Below are 15,909 nucleotides of genomic sequence, written 5' to 3'. Positions count from 1 at the left end.
CCGAGCGCGGCTACATCGACGAGGTGATCATGCCCCACTCCACGCGCAAGCGCATCGCCCGGGCACTGGGCATGCTGCGCACCAAGGAGATGGAGCAGCCCTGGAAGAAGCACGACAACATCCCGCTCTGAGCGGATGAGCCGGCCCGGCGCCTCATGGCGCCGGGTGTGCGCCAGCAAAGTTTCCCGTGTCTCTTGCCCGCACGCGTGCGATGATCCGGCCCTCGATCACGGGAGAAAACGGATCATGGCGACGGAACAGAAGCGCGGCAGCCGCGAAGCCAAGAAGCCGAAGAAGGTCGTGCCGAAGACGAATGCCTCGGCGGCCTCCACCAAGGGCACGGTCGCGGTGGCCCCGAAGGCCGGCAAGAAATAGGTTTCCCCGGGGCCGGTGCGGTGGCGCGCCGGCCTCAGCCGCGCAGGATCTTGGTCCGCTGCACCGTCTTGCCGACGGTGTCGGCATCCGCCCCCAGTTCCAGCAGGACGATCTCGGGTGGGACCCCGAGGCGTACGGGAAAACGACTGACCCCGAAGCCGCCGGATACGATCATGTGCCGGCCCTTCCGGACCACGTGGCCATACGCGAAGTCGTTGCCGCGCACGGACGGAATCACCGGCGAGTAGCCGAACAGGCGGACCTGGCCGCCATGGGTGTGACCCGCCAGCGTGAGGGAGACCCGGTCCGGCACGTCGAGGAACAGGTCGGGCTCGTGGATCATCAGGAGGATGGGCGCCGGGTCCGTGACCTTGGCGAGCGTGCCCGGCAGGTCGTCCAAGGCGATGTCGATCCCCTGCATAAGAAAAGGGATCTGGTCGCCGACGCCCGCGATCCAGAACGGCTTCCCGTCCTTCACGAGGCGTAACGCATCGTTCTCCATCACCGGAATGCCGACCGCCTCCAGCGCGCGACGCGAGGCGACGGGACCGGCTAGGCGCTCCTGCGCCTGATGATCGTCCCACCAATCGTGGTTGCCCAGGATCGCGTGAACCCCGAGGGGCGCCTTCAGGGGGGCGACCACGCGGGCGAAGTCGGCGAGCGGCACCTTGCGGTAGGTCACGCTCGGCCCGGCCGGATAATCGCCGAGCATCAGGATGAGATCGGGCTTCAGGGCGTTCGTGGCGTCGACGATCTCGGCGATCCGGTCGAGGGGCATGAACGGCTCGCCGACGTGGAAATCCGCCAGCACCGCCACGCGCAGGGACAGGCCCGGCGTCCAGTTCGGCAGGACGGGCGCGTAGCGCGTGACGACGAGGCGATAGAGAGGCTCGATGCCGAAGGCGTAGACCCCCGTCGAGCCGACGAGGGCGGCACTCGCCCCGAGCCCCGTCAGGACCTGCCGGCGGCTCGGCAGAATCAGCATCGTCAGGATCCTTGATCGCGTGAAGCGCGAGGTACCTTCCTCATCGTCAATGGTGACGAAATCGAGGAGGGCGCCTCGCGCAGGACGAGCAATAGGACCGAGAGGTTGAGGAAGCGATACGGGGTCTGACCGGAACCCGGGCCCGGTTCCGGTCAGACCTCGTCTCGTCGGGAGGACGATCCGTTCAGGAGAGCGGCATATCCTCGTGCTCGAAGCGGGCGGCGTGGGTCGCGCTCGCGCGCGAGGTCCGGGCGGGTTTCCGGGCGGCGGCCTGAACGGCGGCGGCGAGGGCCGGCAGGGCCACGGGGCGGAACGTCTCGGTCCGATGATCGACAATGCCCGCCGGCCGGTCCGACCGTTGATCCAGCGGCGTAGTCTGATGACGGGAATACATGGAAAGACTGTCCTGTTGCACACGACACGCCATGCCCGGGTCTTCTGCCCAATTCATGACCTTGCACATCTCACGGGCACCTGTCGGCTCCACCCGGATGCACATCGCGTGACCTCCGGATCATAGAGCCGTCCCTAACCTGAATGAAAGCTTAAAGCTGTCACATTCCTTTGAGGGATGAATGCCGGGTCATCCGGCGACGATCTAGCGAACACTTAATAATTTCGTACGCTGCATTGCAAAAAACATGATGCATCGCAAATCAGGTCGTCGCGATGCACGCGTCGAGAGGTAAGCCCCCGGCGACCCTACGCCCGAACGGGCGCCGCCTGGAGGCCGGATTCAGAAATCCAGGCCTGGGTGCGGTCGAGGGCCCGGGCCAGGCGATCGAACAGGGCGTCGATCTCCGCCGGCGCGATGACCAGGGGCGGGCAGACGGCGATGCGGTCCCCCGCCAGGAAGCGCACGATCAGTCCCTCGGCCTGCGCGAAGGCGACGCAGCGGGCGGCGACCCCCGCCTTCGGCTCGTATTGGCGCTTCGAGGCCTTGTCGGCCACGAGTTCGATGCCGCCGATCAGGCCGATGCCCCGCGCCTCCCCGACGAGGGGATGCTCGCCCAGGGCCGACAGGCGGGCCTGGAAATGCGGCGCCTTCCCGGCCACGCCCTCGATGATGCGGTCGCGCTTGTAGATCGCGATGGTCTTGAGTGCCACCGCGCAGGCGACGGGGTGCCCCGAATAGGTGGTGCCGTGGCCGAAGGTGCCGAGCTTGGCGCTCTGCTGCACCATCAGGCGGTAGAGGGGCTCCTCCACCGAGACGCCGCCGAGCGGCAGGTAGCCGGAGGTCAGCGCCTTGGCGAAGGACAGGCTGTCGGGGGCCAGACCCATCGCCTCGGAGCCGAACCAGGTGCCGAGGCGCCCGAATCCGCAGATCACCTCGTCGGCGATGAAGCGCACGGCGTGCCGGTCGAGCACCGCCTGGATCTTGGCGTAGTAGCCCACCGGCGGCAGGATCGCGCCGCCCGCGCCCAGCACCGGCTCGGCGATGAAGGCCGCCACCGTCTCGGGCCCCTCGCGCAGGATCACCGCTTCGAGTTCGGCCGCGAGCCGCGTGGTGAAGGCGTCCTCGCTCTCGCCCTCCTGGCCGAAGCGGTAATGGTGCGGGCAGCCCACATGCAGGAAGCCCGGCAGCGGCAGGTCCCAGTCGGCGTGGTTTGCGGGCAGGCCGGTCATCGAGGCGCTGGCTACCGTGACGCCGTGATAGCCCTTGATGTGCGAGAGGATCTTCTTCTTGCGCGGTCGGCCGAGCGCATTGTTCATGTACCAGGTCAGCTTGACCTGGGTGTCGTTGGATTCCGAGCCCGAGGAGGTGAAGAAGATCTTCGAGGTCGGGACCGGCATCAGCTCCTTCAGCGTCTCGGCGAGTTCGATCGCCGGATCGTGGCTGCGCCCCGAGAACAGGTGCGAGAAGGGCAGCCGGGCCATCTGCTCGCTGGCCGCCTCCACCAGCTCCTCGTTGGAATAGCCGAGCGCCGTGCACCACAGGCCCGCCATGCCCTCGAGATAGGGCCGGCCGTCGCTGTCGTAGACCCAGACCCCGTGGCCGCGCTCGATGACGAGGGGGCCGGTCTCGCGAAACGTCTCCAGGTTGGTGTAGGGATGGATCAGGGTTTCGACGTCGCGGGTCGCGAGGTTCGAGAGCATCATTCTGCCTGACGGTTGGACGATGGCCCACATGGGCCGGGTACACGGGTCGGGTGCATGCTCGGGTGACTGTAACGGGCCGCACCCAGCGTATAAACCCGCCCGACGTCACACCCCGACAGATCCATGCCGGACATCCCCATGCTCGACCCCGCAACCATTGTGGCCCATCCGGCCCCCGGCCGCGAATGCGGAAGCTGCACCCTTTGCTGCAAGGTCTACGACGTGCCGGCGGTGGACTCGGTGGCCGGGCAATGGTGCCGGCACACCAAGCAGGGCCGGGGCTGCGCCATCCACGCGACGCGCCCGGACCATTGCCGCGCCTTTCACTGCCTCTGGATGACGGAGGCCTGGCTCGGCCCGGACTGGAAGCCCGAGCGCGCCAAGATGGTGCTGAGCCTCGATCCCGTCTCACGGAACATGAACGTGCAGGTCGATCCGGGCCAGCCGAACGCCTGGCGGCGCGAGCCCTATTACGGGCAGCTGAAGCGCTGGGCCGCGTCGTCGCTGCCCCAGAAGCGCCATGTCCTCGTCCATCTCAACAAGACCACCACCGTGGTGCTGCCCGACCGGGACGTGGCGCTCGGGGTGTTCGAGCCCGGCGACCGCATGGTGGCGCGCGAGCGCATGACGCCGCAGGGGGTCGTCATCGAGGTGGAAAAGGTCCGCGATGCCGCCTGAGCCCATGGGCGCGACCCTGCGCGGCATCCTGTTCGACAAGGACGGCACCCTCGTGGATTTCGACCGCACCTGGGGGCCGGCGGCCCATGCGGTGATGGTCGCCCTGTCGGGGGGCGACCGGGACCGCCTCGAGGCCCTGATGCGGGTGAGCCACTACGTCGAGGCCGAGCGGCGCTTCGCCGCCACCTCGCCGCTCATCGCCGGCTCCTCGGCGGGGTACGGCCCCCTCTGGGCCGAGGTGCTGGGCCGTCCCGCCGGCCCCGTCCTCTACGCGGAGATGGACGGCCTGTTCCGGGCGGCGGGCCTCGCCGCGCTGACGCCGATCGGAGCCCCGGCCACCCTCGCCGCGACTCTGACGGGCGGAGGCTACGCCCTCGGCATCGCCACCAACGACGCCGAGGCCTCGGCGCGGGCGCAATGCGCGGCCCTGGGTCTGACGCCCCACATGGCCTTCGTCGCGGGCTATGATTCCGGGCACGGCGCCAAGCCGGAGCCCGGCATGGTCACGGCCTTCGCCGACCATCTCGGCGTGGCGCCTTCCCGGATCGCGATGGTGGGGGATTCGCCCTACGACCTGATCGCCGCCCGCGCCGCCGGGGCGGTGGCGATCGCGGTGCTGAGCGGCCCCACGGGACGGGACGCCCACGACGCGATGGTGCCGCTCGCCGACCACGTTCTCGACTCGGTGGCGGACCTGCCGGCCCTGCTGGGGCTCTAGCCTTCCACGCCCGGGACCGGCTGCTCGCGGGCCACGTCCCGCCATTTCAGGACCAGGCGCTCGAAATCCGCGATGTCGCCGGGGGCGAGCCGCCCGAGGGTGCGGGCGACGTAGGCCTTCTGGGCCGCGATGCCGCGCGTCGCGAGGTCGATGCCCCCGGGGGTGAGGTGGAGGGCGTGCGAGCGCCGGTCGCCGGGGATCGGGCGCCGCTCCACCAGCCCCGCCTCCACGAGGCGGTCGATCAGCCCCGAGACATTGCCCTTGGTCACGTAGAGCCGGGCCGCGAGGTCCTGCTGGGTCATGCCCTCGCGCTCGGTCAGCGTCGAGAGCGCATCGAATTGCGGAATGGACAGGCCGAGCCCGCGCAATTCTCCCCCCATCGCCGCCGTGACCCGGCGGTTGAGGCGGATGAAGCGGAACCAGACCCGGAGCGGATCGGCGGCCTCGGCGGAAATCGGAGCGGGCTGAGGCACGGGCATCGTCGCGTGGCTATAGCAGACCGGCGCCCGCCCCCGGAAGCGGCGCGATGCACGGCGCGGGTGGCGCGGACCGGATTGGACCGGTAAAGCTTGCCGCGCACGGGCCCGCAGACTGTCTTGTGCATTCTGCCCGCGCATCTTCCGGCCCATCTCCCAGACAGCGAATTCCATCCGAGCATGCGTCGTCTGCCCTACGAGGAACCCGTCACCCGCGCCGGCCCGGTCTCGCGGACCCTCGCGGTCGTGGCCCTGCTCGTCACCCTCATGGCCCTGGTGCTGGTGCGCGATCCCCGCGCCGAGGCCGGGCCGGCGCTGGCGACCCTGGGCGCCGGCCTCGTCCTGGCCGCCGTCGCGGTGTTTCTCGCGCTGATTGCCTTCGTGCGGGTCTGGCGGGAGGGCGCGCGCGGTCTCGGCGCGGCGCTGGCCGGGCTGTTCCTGGGCAGCCTCATCCTGGCCTATCCGGCCTTCGCGGCCCTGCGCGGCCTCGCGCTCCCGGCCATCGCGGACGTGACCACGGACATCGACAATCCCCCCGCCTTTTCCCGCTCGCGCGCGGCCTTCGCGGCCCGCGAGGGTCATTACCCGGCCGATCCCGGTCCGGCCGCGCGCACCGCCCAGCGCGCGGCCTATCCGCAGATCGCGCCGCTCACCCTCGACCTCAACGTGGACGAGGCCTTCGAGCTCGCGCGCAAGGCGGCGATCAACCGGCGCTGGCAGATCGTCGAGGCGATCCGCCCCGGCGGACGCATCGGCAACGGGCGCATCGAGGCGGTCTCGCGGGGGCCGGTGCTCAACCTCGCCGACGACGTGACGGTCCGCGTCCACCCCCGGGCGGACGGGGCGCGCGTGGATGTCCGCTCGGCCTCGCGGCTCGGCACCCGCGACTTCGGCAGCAACGCCGACCGCATCCGGGCCTATCTCGACGAGGTCGCCAACCTCGCCATCGCGGTGAAGTGAGCCGTCACCCTGGCGCGTAGCGGCCCTCCAGGCGGGGCGGGCCGTCGCAGGCGACCACGCCGCGCTCGACCAGATCCTCCAGGTGGGCGAAGACCGACAGGGCGGCCGCCCCCCGCAGGGCGGGATTGAGCCCCTGGTAGAGCGCCCCGACGATGGCGCGGATGTCCCGGTCGCCCGCCTCGACCCGGGCGCGGATCGAGGTCTCGCGCTGGCGGCGATGGGCGGAAAGCCCGCGCACGAAGCGGCGCGGATCGCGCACCGGTCCGCCATGGCCCGGCCAGTAGATCGTCTCGTCGCGCGCCCGCAGCCTGTCGAGGGACTCCATGTAGGCGCGCATCGATCCGTCCGGCGGGGCCACGATGCTGGTGGACCAGGCCATGACGTGATCGCCCGAGAACAGGGCCGCCTCCTCGCGCAGCGCGAAGGCGAGGTGGTTCATGGTGTGGCCCGGCGTCTCCAGCGCCTCCAGGGTCCAGTTCGCACCCGAGAGGGTCTCGCCGTCGCGCAGTTCGCGGTCGGGCCGGTGCCGGCGGTCGGCGCTGGCGTCGAGATGCGGGACCTCGCCCTCGGCGAGTTCACGGGCCGCGCGGTGCGGGCCGCAGCCGACGATCGGCGCGCCGGTGCGAGCCTGGAGCAGGCGCGCCCCCGGAGAATGGTCGCGGTGGGTGTGGGTGACGAGGATGGCGGTGATGCGGGCGCCGGCGCAGGCCGCCACCAGGGCGGCGATGTGGTCCGCATCCTCCGGACCCGGATCGATGATCGCGACCTCGTCGGTGCCGACGATGTAGCTGCAGGTGCCGCTCGCCGTGAACGGCCCGCCATTCGGCGCGATCCGGCGCCGGATCAGCGGCGACAGGGTCACGGTCTCGTCGCTGGGAGGAGGCGCCGCGTCGAAGACGGGGTCTGTCTGTGTCTCGCTCATGCCAGGTCCGGGCTCGATCCTCGAGCCCCGGCCCTAGGCCATCGGCGACCCCGCGACAACGCGCACGCTCAGTAGACGAAGGGCGAGGCCACCACGACCCGCGTCCCGGCCCGAACCGGCTGGAAGGCCGGCTCGACCTCGATCGGCGGCGGCACGGGCTGGAAGCCGACCCCCGCCACGCGGACGCGGTTGGCGCGGTCGGCGCTGCGCATCGCCTTGCGGAACGCGCGGGCATCGGCCTCGCGGCGGATGACGTCGACCTTGGCGTCGATCTCGCGCCGGGACCGGCGCGACAGGCCCCGGGCCTCGCGAAAATCGACGACCGTGAAGCCGCCGGCCCGGACCGGCATCACTACGCCGGCGCTGTTGGCGGTGGTGACCACGTCGCCGGCGCGCACCGTGAGATCCTGGGCGATCGGCAGCGGAGCCGCCACGGTGCCCTCGGGCTGGCACGAGCACTGCGCGACGCGCTTGTTCCGGTAGAGGTTGGCCACGGCGAGGCTGCGGTAGGGCTGGCCGTCGAGTCCGACGGCGCGGTCGAGTTCGCTCTCGCCGGCACCGAGGGTGAAGAGGCGGGTCGGCGTGTTCGGGCAGGCCGCCGCGCAGGCCGCCTCGTGGACGGGCAGGTCGGAGCGCGCGGCGAGTTGCCCGAGGGGGAAGAGATACCCGTCGCAGGCGCGCACGCAGACGGTGCGGGACCCGAGCGCCACGCCGACGAGGCTGGCTTGGGCGGCGACGCGGATCGGAGCGCCGCGCGTCGCGGCAACCTGCGGGCCAGCGGGTTTGGCCTTGGCGCGACGGACCGGACGGACCAGCGCCACCGGCGGCGATGGGCGCGGGGTCTGGCGCACGATCCGCGTCGCGGTGACCCGCCGGGCGTTGGGAAGCGACGCGTAATGCGCCGGGCGGCGCCGCGCCGGCATCGCCACGGGCTCGGGTTGCGGGCCGCGAAAGATCGATTCGAAGAAATCGAACAGGCCGCCGCGCTCGGAGGCCTGGACCAGGCTCGTCCCCGCCGTGACCCCGCCGAGGCCGAGGAGCAGGCCGGCGAGCGCCGTGACCGCCATCTGCTTGCGCGTGCCCGCAGGCGCGAGGCGCTGCCAATCCATACCCAAGCGGACGCCCCCTCGACGCGTTCTGGTGACGATGCGCCCCGGGTCCGGAGGACGGCGCGCGCGTGGCGGCGCCTGGGCGGTTCGATGCCTGCAGCTACACACCATCTAGGGCTCGGTGCAACGCCGGTAAACAACCGAGAGCGCGTCCTTTCCCGTCAGAAGCGATCTCGCGAAGGGTTCGTCAACCAGTCCGGCGCAACGGTCGCGGCGAGTTCATGAGCCCTCAGTCGATGCCCCTCCCCACGTCGCACGCGCGGCCGACACGACGCCTGCCCCCGGCCTCCCGGCTGGTGCTTCTCAACGGGCTGGTGGCCGCCGCCCTCTGCGCCGTCTCCACCATCATGCTGCTGGAGATGCGCCGCGAGATCGGCGCGGGCCAATCTCGGCGCCAGCGGACTCGTCACCCTGATGGCGCGGGACGTCGCCCGCAACATCGAGCTCTACGACCTGTCCCTGCGGGCGATCGTCGACGGGCTGAAGGAGCCCCGGGTACGCGAGGCCGACCCGGACCTGCGCCGGATGATCCTGTTCGACCGCGCCGCCACGGCGACGAATTTCGGCCTGATCGCGATCATCGATCCGCAGGGCGACACGAGCCTGATCTCGCGCCCGGCCGCCCCGTTCAACACACGCGATCGTGACTACTTCCGATACCATGCCGCGCATGCCGATCCGGACCTGCGCATCAGCAATCCGGTCCAGTCCCGCAGCTCCGGCCGCTGGGTGATTCCCCTGAGCCGCCGCCTGTCGCATCCCGACGGCGCCTTCGCGGGCATCGTGGTGGGGGCGATCTTCCTCGATCACTTCCAGCAATTGTTCGAGGCGGCCGGACTCCAGAAGGGCGCGGTCATCGACCTGCTCGCCCGGGACGGCACCATCCTGATGCAAGTGCCGTTCGTGCAGGCCACGGTCGGCACGAGCGTCGCGGGCACAGGCACCTTCGACCGGATGCGCGAAGCCCGCGAGGGGCTCTTCGACGGCGCGGCCCTGGCGGGGGCGGAGCGGCAGCGCTTCGCCTTCGCGCCGGTCGGCGACCTGCCGCTGATGGTGAGCCTGTCGGTCCCCGTGACGGCGATCTACGCCGCCTGGTGGCGCAAGGCGATCGCGCTGGGCGGCATCGTCCTGGCCCTGTGCGGTGCCACCCTGGTCCTCACCGCGCTGCTCCGGCGCGAGGTGGTCCAGCGCCGGGCGGCCGAGACCGCGACGGCCCACCTCAACGACGCGCTGCGGCAGCTCGCCATCACCGATCCGCTGACGGGCCTGCACAACCGCCGCCGCTTCGACGAGGTGCTGGCGCGCGACCTGCGGCGGGCGACCCGCAACGGACTGCCCCTGTCGCTGATCCTGCTCGACGCCGACGCCTTCAAGAGCTTCAACGACCGCTACGGCCATCAGCGCGGCGACGAGGCGCTGCAGATGATCGCTCGCGCCCTGACGGAAGGGGTCGACCGGCCCGGCGCCACCCTGTGCCGGATCGGCGGCGAGGAGTTCGCCGCGATCCTGCCGGAGACGGGACTTCCCGAAGCGCTACGGGCGGCGGAGCGCATGCGCCAGGCCGTCGCCGCCTGCGCCCTGCCGCATGCGGGGACGGCCCATGGCATCGTGACCGTCAGTCTCGGCGTCGCGGGCCTTCGCGGCGACGACGCGGCGTCCGGCGTGAACGAAGCCGGCCTCGTCGCGGCCGCCGACGCGGCTCTCTACGAGGCCAAGCGCGGCGGGCGCAACACCGTCCGCCTCGCAGCGGAATCCGGATTGGCCGAGGCGGCACCGCACACACCCGGTTGAGTTGCTTGGGCGACCGAACCGAACTGGTTGCAATCCCGAAGATCCCAAGCGCGCCGACCGGCACCATTCGACGGTGGCGCGAGGCACGTCCTGTTTCCGGGACGGTATCGTGACGTGTCGGATCTCATCCCATCTCCCGAGCCGATACGGCGGACCCGACACGGTTCAGCCGTCACCTCTCTTTCCACGTTCGATGACTGCGTCGCCGGCACGATGATTTTCTCAAATGCATCCTGTCACTAACCTATGATAGGGCGATTTACTTGCATCGTATATTTGGCCAGCCGAAGGAATAAAGCGTGGATTTAACGGATCGTTAGACATCCGCGCATAGATCTGTCGTATCGGCACAGGCGGGCGCGCAACCCTCGGGAAACACGCCGTCGATCCCGACCACCCATTCGCTCGGACGCGAATGCCTCCGCGACAGGGCCGATGACCGGCGGCCGTTGGCTGAGCGCCGCGTGCCGCGCCGGCCATCACGCGATCCCATTCCAATCACCGTGGAACCGTCGCCCTGAATAATCGTCAGGGTGCGACATAGTAGTTCCGTGGATGATTATTTGAAGAACAATCCGGCACCAAGCAAAACACGATCATCCAGGCCTCACAGGAAATTGATAAGGCGACATTGCTGGAAATTACCGGGTGTTAGAGCTTCCAGGGCGAACGTGAGCCGCCTTATCCATGCCCTGACCGATCGCTGCGTGCGACCTTGCGTTCGAGGAAACGATCCATGCCCTTCTTCAACCGTCGGACATCGCCGAAGCTCGCAGCCCTCGACCGCTCGCAGGCCGTCATCGAATTCAAACCGGACGGCACCATCGTCACCGCCAACGAGAACTTCCTGGCGACGGTCGGGTACGCCCTGGCGGAAATCGAGGGGCGGCATCACAGCCTTTTCGTCGAGGCCGCCGAGCGGGAGAGTGCCGCCTACCGGGCGTTCTGGGTCGACCTCGCCAAGGGTGAGTTCCGGCGCGCCGAGTACAAGCGGATCGGAAAGGGCGGGCGCGAGATCTGGCTCCAGGCGAGCTACAATCCGATCTTTGGCCGGGACGGGCAGGTGAGCGGCGTCGTCAAGTTCGCCACGGACATCACCGCCGAAAAGCTGCGCAACGCGGACAATCTCAGCCAGATCGAGGCGATCGGACGCTCGCAGGGCGTGATCGAGTTCACCCTCGACGGCATCATCCTCACCGCCAACAAGAATTTCCTGGACCTCACCGGTTATTCGCTCGCCGAGGTGACGGGCCAGCACCACCGCATGTTCATGGAGGTCGCCGAGCGGGAGACCGGTCCCTACCTGGCGTTCTGGAAGAGCCTGGGGCACGGCGAATTCAAGACCGGTGAGTTCCGCCGCGTCGGCAAGGGGGGGCGCGAGATCTGGCTGCAGGCCAGCTACAATCCCGTGTTCGATCCCTCCGGCAAGCCCATCAAGGTGGTCAAGTACGCCTCGGACATCACCGCGATGAAACTTTGGAATGCGGACATGCAGGGGCAGGTCGATGCGATCGGGCGCTCCCAGGGCGTGATCCAGTTCGATCTCGAGGGGCATGTCCTCGACGCCAACGACAACTTCCTCGATGTGCTGGGCTACAGCCTCGACCAGATCCGGGGCCAGCACCATCGCATGTTCATGGAACCGGCCCTCGCGGCGTCGTCGGAATACGAGGCATTCTGGGCCGACCTGCGCCGGGGGGCATTCAACTCCGGAATCTATCGCCGGCTCGGCGCTGGCGGGCGCGAGATCTGGATCCAGGCGTCCTACAACCCGATTCTCGATCTCAACGGCAAGCCGTTCAAGGTGGTGAAATACGCCACCGACATTTCGGCCCGGATGCGTTCGCGGGTCGAGGCCACCCATGCCTCGTCCCAGACCCTGACCAACGTCCAGACCGTCGCATCGGCCGCCGAGGAACTGAATGCCTCGATCGGCGAGATCGCGGGCAGCCTGTCGCGCTCGCGCCGGGAGGTGGACGAGATGGAGGGTCGCGCGCAGCGGGCCAACAAATCGACGGGGGAACTCGCGGACGCGGCCAATTCCATGACGGGAATCGTCCAACTGATCCAGGGGGTCGGCGGGCAGATCAACCTCCTCGCCCTGAACGCCACCATCGAGGCGGCGCGGGCCGGCGAAGCCGGGCGCGGCTTCGCCGTCGTGGCGGGCGAGGTGAAGAACCTCTCCAACCAGGTCACGAACGCCACCGCCCGCATCGCCGAGGACATCAAGGCGATGCAGTCGATCTCCGGCGACGTGGTCGGCTCGCTCACCGCCATCGGACAATCCATCAACGCGGTGCGTGAAATCGTGACCGGGGTCGCCTCTGCGGTCGAGGAGCAGAGCGCCGTCACCCGCGAGATCTCCATGAGCATGCAGACCGCCGCGCACGGCGTCGCGGATATCGATCGGAACCTCCAGTCGCTGTCCTTGTGAGACCCTCGCGCCTCCTCCACCGGAGGGCGAAGCCCAGGCGCCCGCCCTCCGGTGACTGAGCCGTTTGATCTAATTATAGCCTCTGCTATAACGCCGCGGGCCGCCTCGTGCGACCGATCTCCCTTCGGCGGAAGCACGCGCAGGCATGGCTCAATACGATCCGGTGACGACACCCCGCGCGCCGATGGAGGCGCAGAAGTCCTGGCGGTTCACGGAAGCGACCGGCGAGCAGCCGAGTCTCGGGCGAATGAACGCCAGCGTGCCGGTACGGGCCGACGGCAGCTGGCTGCGCCGGCTCCTGGCCTTCATCGGCCCGGGCTACATGGTCTCGGTCGGCTACATGGACCCGGGCAACTGGGCCACCGACATCGCGGGCGGCGCGCAGTTCGGCTACACGCTCCTCGCCGTCATCCTGCTCTCGAACCTGATGGCGATCGTGCTGCAGGCGCTCGCCGCCCGCCTCGGCATCGCCACGGGGCGCGACCTCGCCCAGGCCTGCCGCGACCACTACCCGCGCCCGGTGAGCCTGGTGCTCTGGCTCGCCTGCGAGGCGGCGATCATCGCCTGCGACCTCGCGGAGGTCATCGGCACCGCGATCGCCCTGAAGCTGCTGTTCGGCATTCCGCTGGTCCTCGGCGCGACCATCACGGCGCTCGACGTCTTCCTGATCCTGCTCTTGATGCGGCGCGGCTTCCGGGCGCTCGAAGCCTTCGTCATCGCGCTCCTGGCGGTCATCTTCGTCTGCTTCGGCGTGCAGATCGCGCTCGCCGCCCCGCCGATCCAGGCCATCCTCGGCGGATTCCTGCCGACGCCCGAGATCGTGACGAACCCGGCCGCCCTCTACATCGCCATCGGCATCATCGGCGCCACGGTGATGCCCCACAACCTCTACCTGCATTCCTCCATCGTGCAGACGCGGGCCTATCCGCGGACGGAAGTCGGGCGGCGCGGCGCGATCCGCTTCGCGGTGACGGATTCCACCATCGCGCTGATGCTGGCGCTCTTCGTCAACGCCGCGATCCTGATCATGGCGGCCTCGGTGTTCCACGCGAAGGGCCGCACCGACGTGCAGGAGATCGAGCAGGCCTACGAGCTGCTCTCGCCCCTGCTCGGCGCCGGCATCGCCTCGACGCTGTTCGCGGTGGCGCTGCTGGCCTCGGGGCTGAACTCCACCGTCACGGCGACGCTGGCCGGCCAGATCGTCATGGAAGGCTTCCTGCGCCTGCGCATCCCCGACTGGGCGCGCCGCCTCATCACCCGCGGCATCGCCATCGTGCCGGTGGTGGGTGTCACGGCCTTGTACGGGGAGCAGGGGACGGCGCGTCTCCTGGTGCTGAGCCAGGTCGTGCTGTCGATGCAGTTGCCGTTCGCCGTGATCCCGCTCGTCGGCTTCGTCTCGGACAAGGGCAAGATGGGCGCCCACGTGATCCCGCCCTGGCTCAAGGTGCTGGCCTGGGGGATCGCGGCGATCATCGTCGCGCTCAACGTCAAGCTGCTGTTCGACACGCTGGCGGGCGCCTGACGCCGGACACGAAAACGCCCGGCGGATCACGCGCCGGGCGGGACGGTCACCGGGGCCTGTCGAAACGGCTCAGGAGCGGCGGGTGGCCCGGACGCGCACGGGAATCGGCTGCGGCGCGGGCATCGCCCCCTCCACCACGGAACCGATGAACGACCGGCTGGCCTCGGCGACGGATTTGATCAGGCGTCGCACGATGGAGGCGGCAGTCGATGATCTCATGACGGGCTCCTGACCGACGGGCTGAGGACGAACGCCGCATACCGGGCCGGGTTCCGGTGGCGGTTGATGGGAAGATAGCGAGGCGATTGTCTCCTGCGCAGGGGCCGAGGGCAATCCGCCGCATGAGCGGCAAACGCGTAAAAAAGCACCGGCGTTCGACGCCGGTGCTGAAAATTTGACGAACCCAAGCGGAATGGGGCCTGCGGCTTGCCGCGCTTCCAGGGCTTACCGCGCGCCTATGGCTTGCCGCGCTTGGCCATGAGCTGCTCGATGAGCGAGCCGCCCTTCTCGATCGCCGCGAGTTCCTCCGCCACCGCGTCCACGGTCTCGCGGATCTGCTCGGGGGTGTGCTCGGAGGTGATGAAGAAGCGCAGGCGCGAGGCCCGCTCCGGCACCGCCGGGTGGATGATCGGCTGCACGTTGATGCCGCGCTTGTACAGGCGGTCCGACAACGTCACCGACTTCAGGGAATCGCCGACGATGACCGGGATCACCGCAAGGCCCAGGCTCGTGCCGGTGTCGAGCCCGTGCTTCTTGGCGCAGGACAGGAACAGGTGGCCGTTCTGGCGCAGGCGCTCCACCCGGTGCGGCTCGGCATGCATGATGTCGAGGGCGGCCTCGGCGGCGGCGGCGAGCGGCGGCGAGATGCCGACGCTGTAGATGAAGCCGCCGGCGGTGCATTTCAGGTACTCGATGAGCGCGGCCGGCCCGGCCACGTAGCCGCCGCAGGTGGACAGCGTCTTCGAGAGCGTGCCCATCCAGATGTCGACCCCGCGCGGATCGACGTCGCAATGCTCGGCGAGGCCGACGCCCGTGCGGCCGAGAACGCCGAGCCCGTGGGCGTCGTCCACCATGAGCCAGGCGTCGTAGCGCTGCTTCAACGCGATGAGGGCGGCGAGGTCCGGCGTGTCGCCGTCCATGCTGTAGAGGCCCTCGACCACGATCAGCGCCCGGCGGTGCTCGTGGCGCGTGGCCCCCAGCAGGGTCTCCAGGGCGTCGAGGTCGTTGTGCGCGAAGGAGCGGCGCTGCGCCCCGGAGAGTTGCGCGCCCGTGACGATGCTGTTGTGGCTCAGGGCGTCGTGGAAGATCACGTCGCCGGGCTCGAGCAGGGCGCCGATCGTGGTGACGTTGGTGGCGTGCCCGCTCACCATCACCACGCAGGCCTCGGTCTCGTAATGGTCGGCCAGCGCCTTCTCCAGGGAGAGGTGCCCCGGGCGCTCGCCGGCCACGATCCGGCTCGCGGAGGCCGAGGTGCCGAAGGTCTCGATGGCCCGCGCGGCGGCCGCGTTGACGTCCGGATGCCCGTTCAGGCCGAGATAATCGTAGGACGAGAAGTTGATGAAGGACTTGCCGGCGATGCGCGTGGTGGCGCCGGCCTTGGTCTCGTGCACCCGGAAGAACGGGTTGCCGAGGCCGATGAGGTCGGCGGCCGAGCGCTGGAGCCGCAACTCGCGGTAGCCCGGCAGGGACTCGAAGTTCTGCACCGAGGGGTCGCCGGCGGGCCGCTGCGCCGGACGGGCCGGGGCCGGCCTGTTGGCGTTGCGCCCGAGCCGGTTCGTGACGAAGCCCGCCAGGGCCGCGCGTCCGCCGTCCGGTCTCGCGGGATTGCTCATGCTGGGT

The 15,909-nt window shown here is 69.7% G+C and carries 16 protein-coding genes; 8 read left to right on the top strand and 8 right to left on the bottom strand.

Annotation, left to right across the window (positions count from 1 at the left end; translation table 11 throughout):
• Both JWQ05_RS05075 and JWQ05_RS05070 read left to right on the top strand, forming a co-directional pair.
• A partial coding sequence (locus JWQ05_RS05075; protein ID WP_299655484.1) for a carboxyl transferase domain-containing protein occupies positions 1-131 on the top strand: 131 nt, incomplete at its 5' end.
• A 115-nt stretch (positions 132-246) separates the two neighbouring features.
• Positions 247-375 (top strand): hypothetical protein, encoded by a 129-nt coding sequence (locus JWQ05_RS05070; protein ID WP_299655470.1) that lies wholly within the window; start codon positions 247-249, stop codon positions 373-375.
• Positions 376-409: 34 nt separating this feature from the next.
• Here the strand turns inward: JWQ05_RS05070 and JWQ05_RS05065 are convergent, their stop codons facing one another.
• From JWQ05_RS05065 to JWQ05_RS05055, 3 genes are all read right to left on the bottom strand, one after another.
• On the bottom strand, positions 410-1,360 hold the full coding sequence (locus JWQ05_RS05065) for a metallophosphoesterase (protein WP_299655467.1): 951 nt from the start codon (positions 1,358-1,360) through the stop codon (positions 410-412).
• Positions 1,361-1,544: 184 nt separating this feature from the next.
• A complete protein-coding gene (locus JWQ05_RS05060; RefSeq protein ID WP_299655464.1) occupies positions 1,545-1,754 on the bottom strand; it encodes a hypothetical protein in 210 nt (69 codons plus the stop codon).
• Between the two features lie 308 nt (positions 1,755-2,062).
• Entirely contained in the window at positions 2,063-3,457 is a 1,395-nt protein-coding gene (locus tag JWQ05_RS05055; RefSeq protein ID WP_299655481.1) for an aminotransferase, read from the bottom strand.
• A gap of 141 nt (positions 3,458-3,598) precedes the next feature.
• Here JWQ05_RS05055 and JWQ05_RS05050 point away from each other — a divergent pair, with 141 nt between their 5' ends.
• Complete coding sequence (locus tag JWQ05_RS05050) at positions 3,599-4,138, top strand: hypothetical protein (protein ID WP_299655461.1); 540 nt, start codon at positions 3,599-3,601, stop codon at positions 4,136-4,138.
• Positions 4,128-4,856, top strand: a complete 729-nt coding sequence (locus JWQ05_RS05045) for an HAD-IA family hydrolase (protein WP_299655458.1) — start codon at positions 4,128-4,130, stop codon at positions 4,854-4,856. The genes JWQ05_RS05050 and JWQ05_RS05045 overlap by 11 nt, the downstream gene beginning before the upstream one ends.
• Here the strand turns inward: JWQ05_RS05045 and JWQ05_RS05040 are convergent.
• Positions 4,853-5,236: a MarR family transcriptional regulator gene (locus tag JWQ05_RS05040; RefSeq protein WP_299655478.1), complete on the bottom strand. Its 384-nt coding sequence runs from the start codon at positions 5,234-5,236 to the stop codon at positions 4,853-4,855. The two genes, JWQ05_RS05045 and JWQ05_RS05040, sit on opposite strands and share 4 nt — an antisense overlap.
• A gap of 276 nt (positions 5,237-5,512) precedes the next feature.
• Here JWQ05_RS05040 and JWQ05_RS05035 point away from each other — a divergent pair, with 276 nt between their 5' ends.
• The gene (locus JWQ05_RS05035) at positions 5,513-6,292 is read left to right on the top strand and encodes a DUF1499 domain-containing protein (protein ID WP_299655455.1); all 780 of its coding nucleotides are present in this window, start codon (positions 5,513-5,515) and stop codon (positions 6,290-6,292) included.
• 4 nt (positions 6,293-6,296) lie between these two features.
• Here JWQ05_RS05035 and JWQ05_RS05030 read toward each other — a convergent pair whose 3' ends face one another.
• The gene (locus JWQ05_RS05030) at positions 6,297-7,214 is read right to left on the bottom strand and encodes an MBL fold metallo-hydrolase (protein WP_299655452.1); all 918 of its coding nucleotides are present in this window, start codon (positions 7,212-7,214) and stop codon (positions 6,297-6,299) included.
• 68 nt (positions 7,215-7,282) lie between these two features.
• Positions 7,283-8,323, bottom strand: coding sequence for a DUF2865 domain-containing protein (locus JWQ05_RS05025; RefSeq protein ID WP_299655475.1), 1,041 nt, complete (start codon positions 8,321-8,323; stop codon positions 7,283-7,285).
• Positions 8,324-8,737: 414 nt separating this feature from the next.
• On the opposite strand from JWQ05_RS05025, the gene JWQ05_RS05020 reads away from it, so the two are divergent.
• From JWQ05_RS05020 to JWQ05_RS05010, 3 genes are all read left to right on the top strand, one after another.
• Positions 8,738-10,114 (top strand): sensor domain-containing diguanylate cyclase, encoded by a 1,377-nt coding sequence (locus JWQ05_RS05020; protein WP_299655447.1) that lies wholly within the window; start codon positions 8,738-8,740, stop codon positions 10,112-10,114.
• A gap of 736 nt (positions 10,115-10,850) precedes the next feature.
• Complete coding sequence (locus tag JWQ05_RS05015; RefSeq protein WP_299655444.1) at positions 10,851-12,548, top strand: PAS domain-containing methyl-accepting chemotaxis protein; 1,698 nt, start codon at positions 10,851-10,853, stop codon at positions 12,546-12,548.
• Positions 12,549-12,732: 184 nt separating this feature from the next.
• A complete protein-coding gene (locus tag JWQ05_RS05010; RefSeq protein WP_299655472.1) occupies positions 12,733-14,070 on the top strand; it encodes an Nramp family divalent metal transporter in 1,338 nt (445 codons plus the stop codon).
• A gap of 69 nt (positions 14,071-14,139) precedes the next feature.
• On the opposite strand, the gene JWQ05_RS05005 is transcribed toward JWQ05_RS05010, so the two are convergent.
• A complete protein-coding gene (locus tag JWQ05_RS05005; protein ID WP_299655441.1) occupies positions 14,140-14,289 on the bottom strand; it encodes a hypothetical protein in 150 nt (49 codons plus the stop codon).
• A gap of 236 nt (positions 14,290-14,525) precedes the next feature.
• Positions 14,526-15,902: an aminotransferase class I/II-fold pyridoxal phosphate-dependent enzyme gene (locus tag JWQ05_RS05000; protein ID WP_299655438.1), complete on the bottom strand. Its 1,377-nt coding sequence runs from the start codon at positions 15,900-15,902 to the stop codon at positions 14,526-14,528.
• Positions 15,903-15,909 lie beyond the last annotated feature (7 nt).

The sequence above is a fragment of the Methylobacterium sp. genome, from assembly GCF_028290105.1.
Lineage (GTDB): Bacteria > Pseudomonadota > Alphaproteobacteria > Rhizobiales > Beijerinckiaceae > Methylobacterium.
This window is presented reverse-complemented; position numbering and strand designations above follow the sequence as displayed.

Excerpts from the sequence above, each read along its gene's own strand:
- JWQ05_RS05045 (WP_299655458.1), top strand. The coding sequence starts at position 4,128 with ATGCCGCCTGAGCCCATGGGCGCGACCCTGCGCGGCATCCTGTTCGAC.
- JWQ05_RS05005 (WP_299655441.1), bottom strand. The coding sequence starts at position 14,289 with ATGAGATCATCGACTGCCGCCTCCATCGTGCGACGCCTGATCAAATCC.
- JWQ05_RS05040 (WP_299655478.1), bottom strand. The coding sequence starts at position 5,236 with ATGGGGGGAGAATTGCGCGGGCTCGGCCTGTCCATTCCGCAATTCGAT.
- JWQ05_RS05065 (WP_299655467.1), bottom strand. The coding sequence starts at position 1,360 with ATGCTGATTCTGCCGAGCCGCCGGCAGGTCCTGACGGGGCTCGGGGCG.
- JWQ05_RS05020 (WP_299655447.1), top strand. The coding sequence starts at position 8,738 with ATGGCGCGGGACGTCGCCCGCAACATCGAGCTCTACGACCTGTCCCTG.
- JWQ05_RS05000 (WP_299655438.1), bottom strand. The coding sequence starts at position 15,902 with ATGAGCAATCCCGCGAGACCGGACGGCGGACGCGCGGCCCTGGCGGGC.
- JWQ05_RS05030 (WP_299655452.1), bottom strand. The coding sequence starts at position 7,214 with ATGAGCGAGACACAGACAGACCCCGTCTTCGACGCGGCGCCTCCTCCC.
- JWQ05_RS05015 (WP_299655444.1), top strand. The coding sequence starts at position 10,851 with ATGCCCTTCTTCAACCGTCGGACATCGCCGAAGCTCGCAGCCCTCGAC.
- JWQ05_RS05070 (WP_299655470.1), top strand. The coding sequence starts at position 247 with ATGGCGACGGAACAGAAGCGCGGCAGCCGCGAAGCCAAGAAGCCGAAG.
- JWQ05_RS05060 (WP_299655464.1), bottom strand. The coding sequence starts at position 1,754 with ATGTATTCCCGTCATCAGACTACGCCGCTGGATCAACGGTCGGACCGG.
- JWQ05_RS05050 (WP_299655461.1), top strand. The coding sequence starts at position 3,599 with ATGCTCGACCCCGCAACCATTGTGGCCCATCCGGCCCCCGGCCGCGAA.
- JWQ05_RS05025 (WP_299655475.1), bottom strand. The coding sequence starts at position 8,323 with ATGGATTGGCAGCGCCTCGCGCCTGCGGGCACGCGCAAGCAGATGGCG.
- JWQ05_RS05055 (WP_299655481.1), bottom strand. The coding sequence starts at position 3,457 with ATGCTCTCGAACCTCGCGACCCGCGACGTCGAAACCCTGATCCATCCC.
- JWQ05_RS05010 (WP_299655472.1), top strand. The coding sequence starts at position 12,733 with ATGGAGGCGCAGAAGTCCTGGCGGTTCACGGAAGCGACCGGCGAGCAG.
- JWQ05_RS05035 (WP_299655455.1), top strand. The coding sequence starts at position 5,513 with ATGCGTCGTCTGCCCTACGAGGAACCCGTCACCCGCGCCGGCCCGGTC.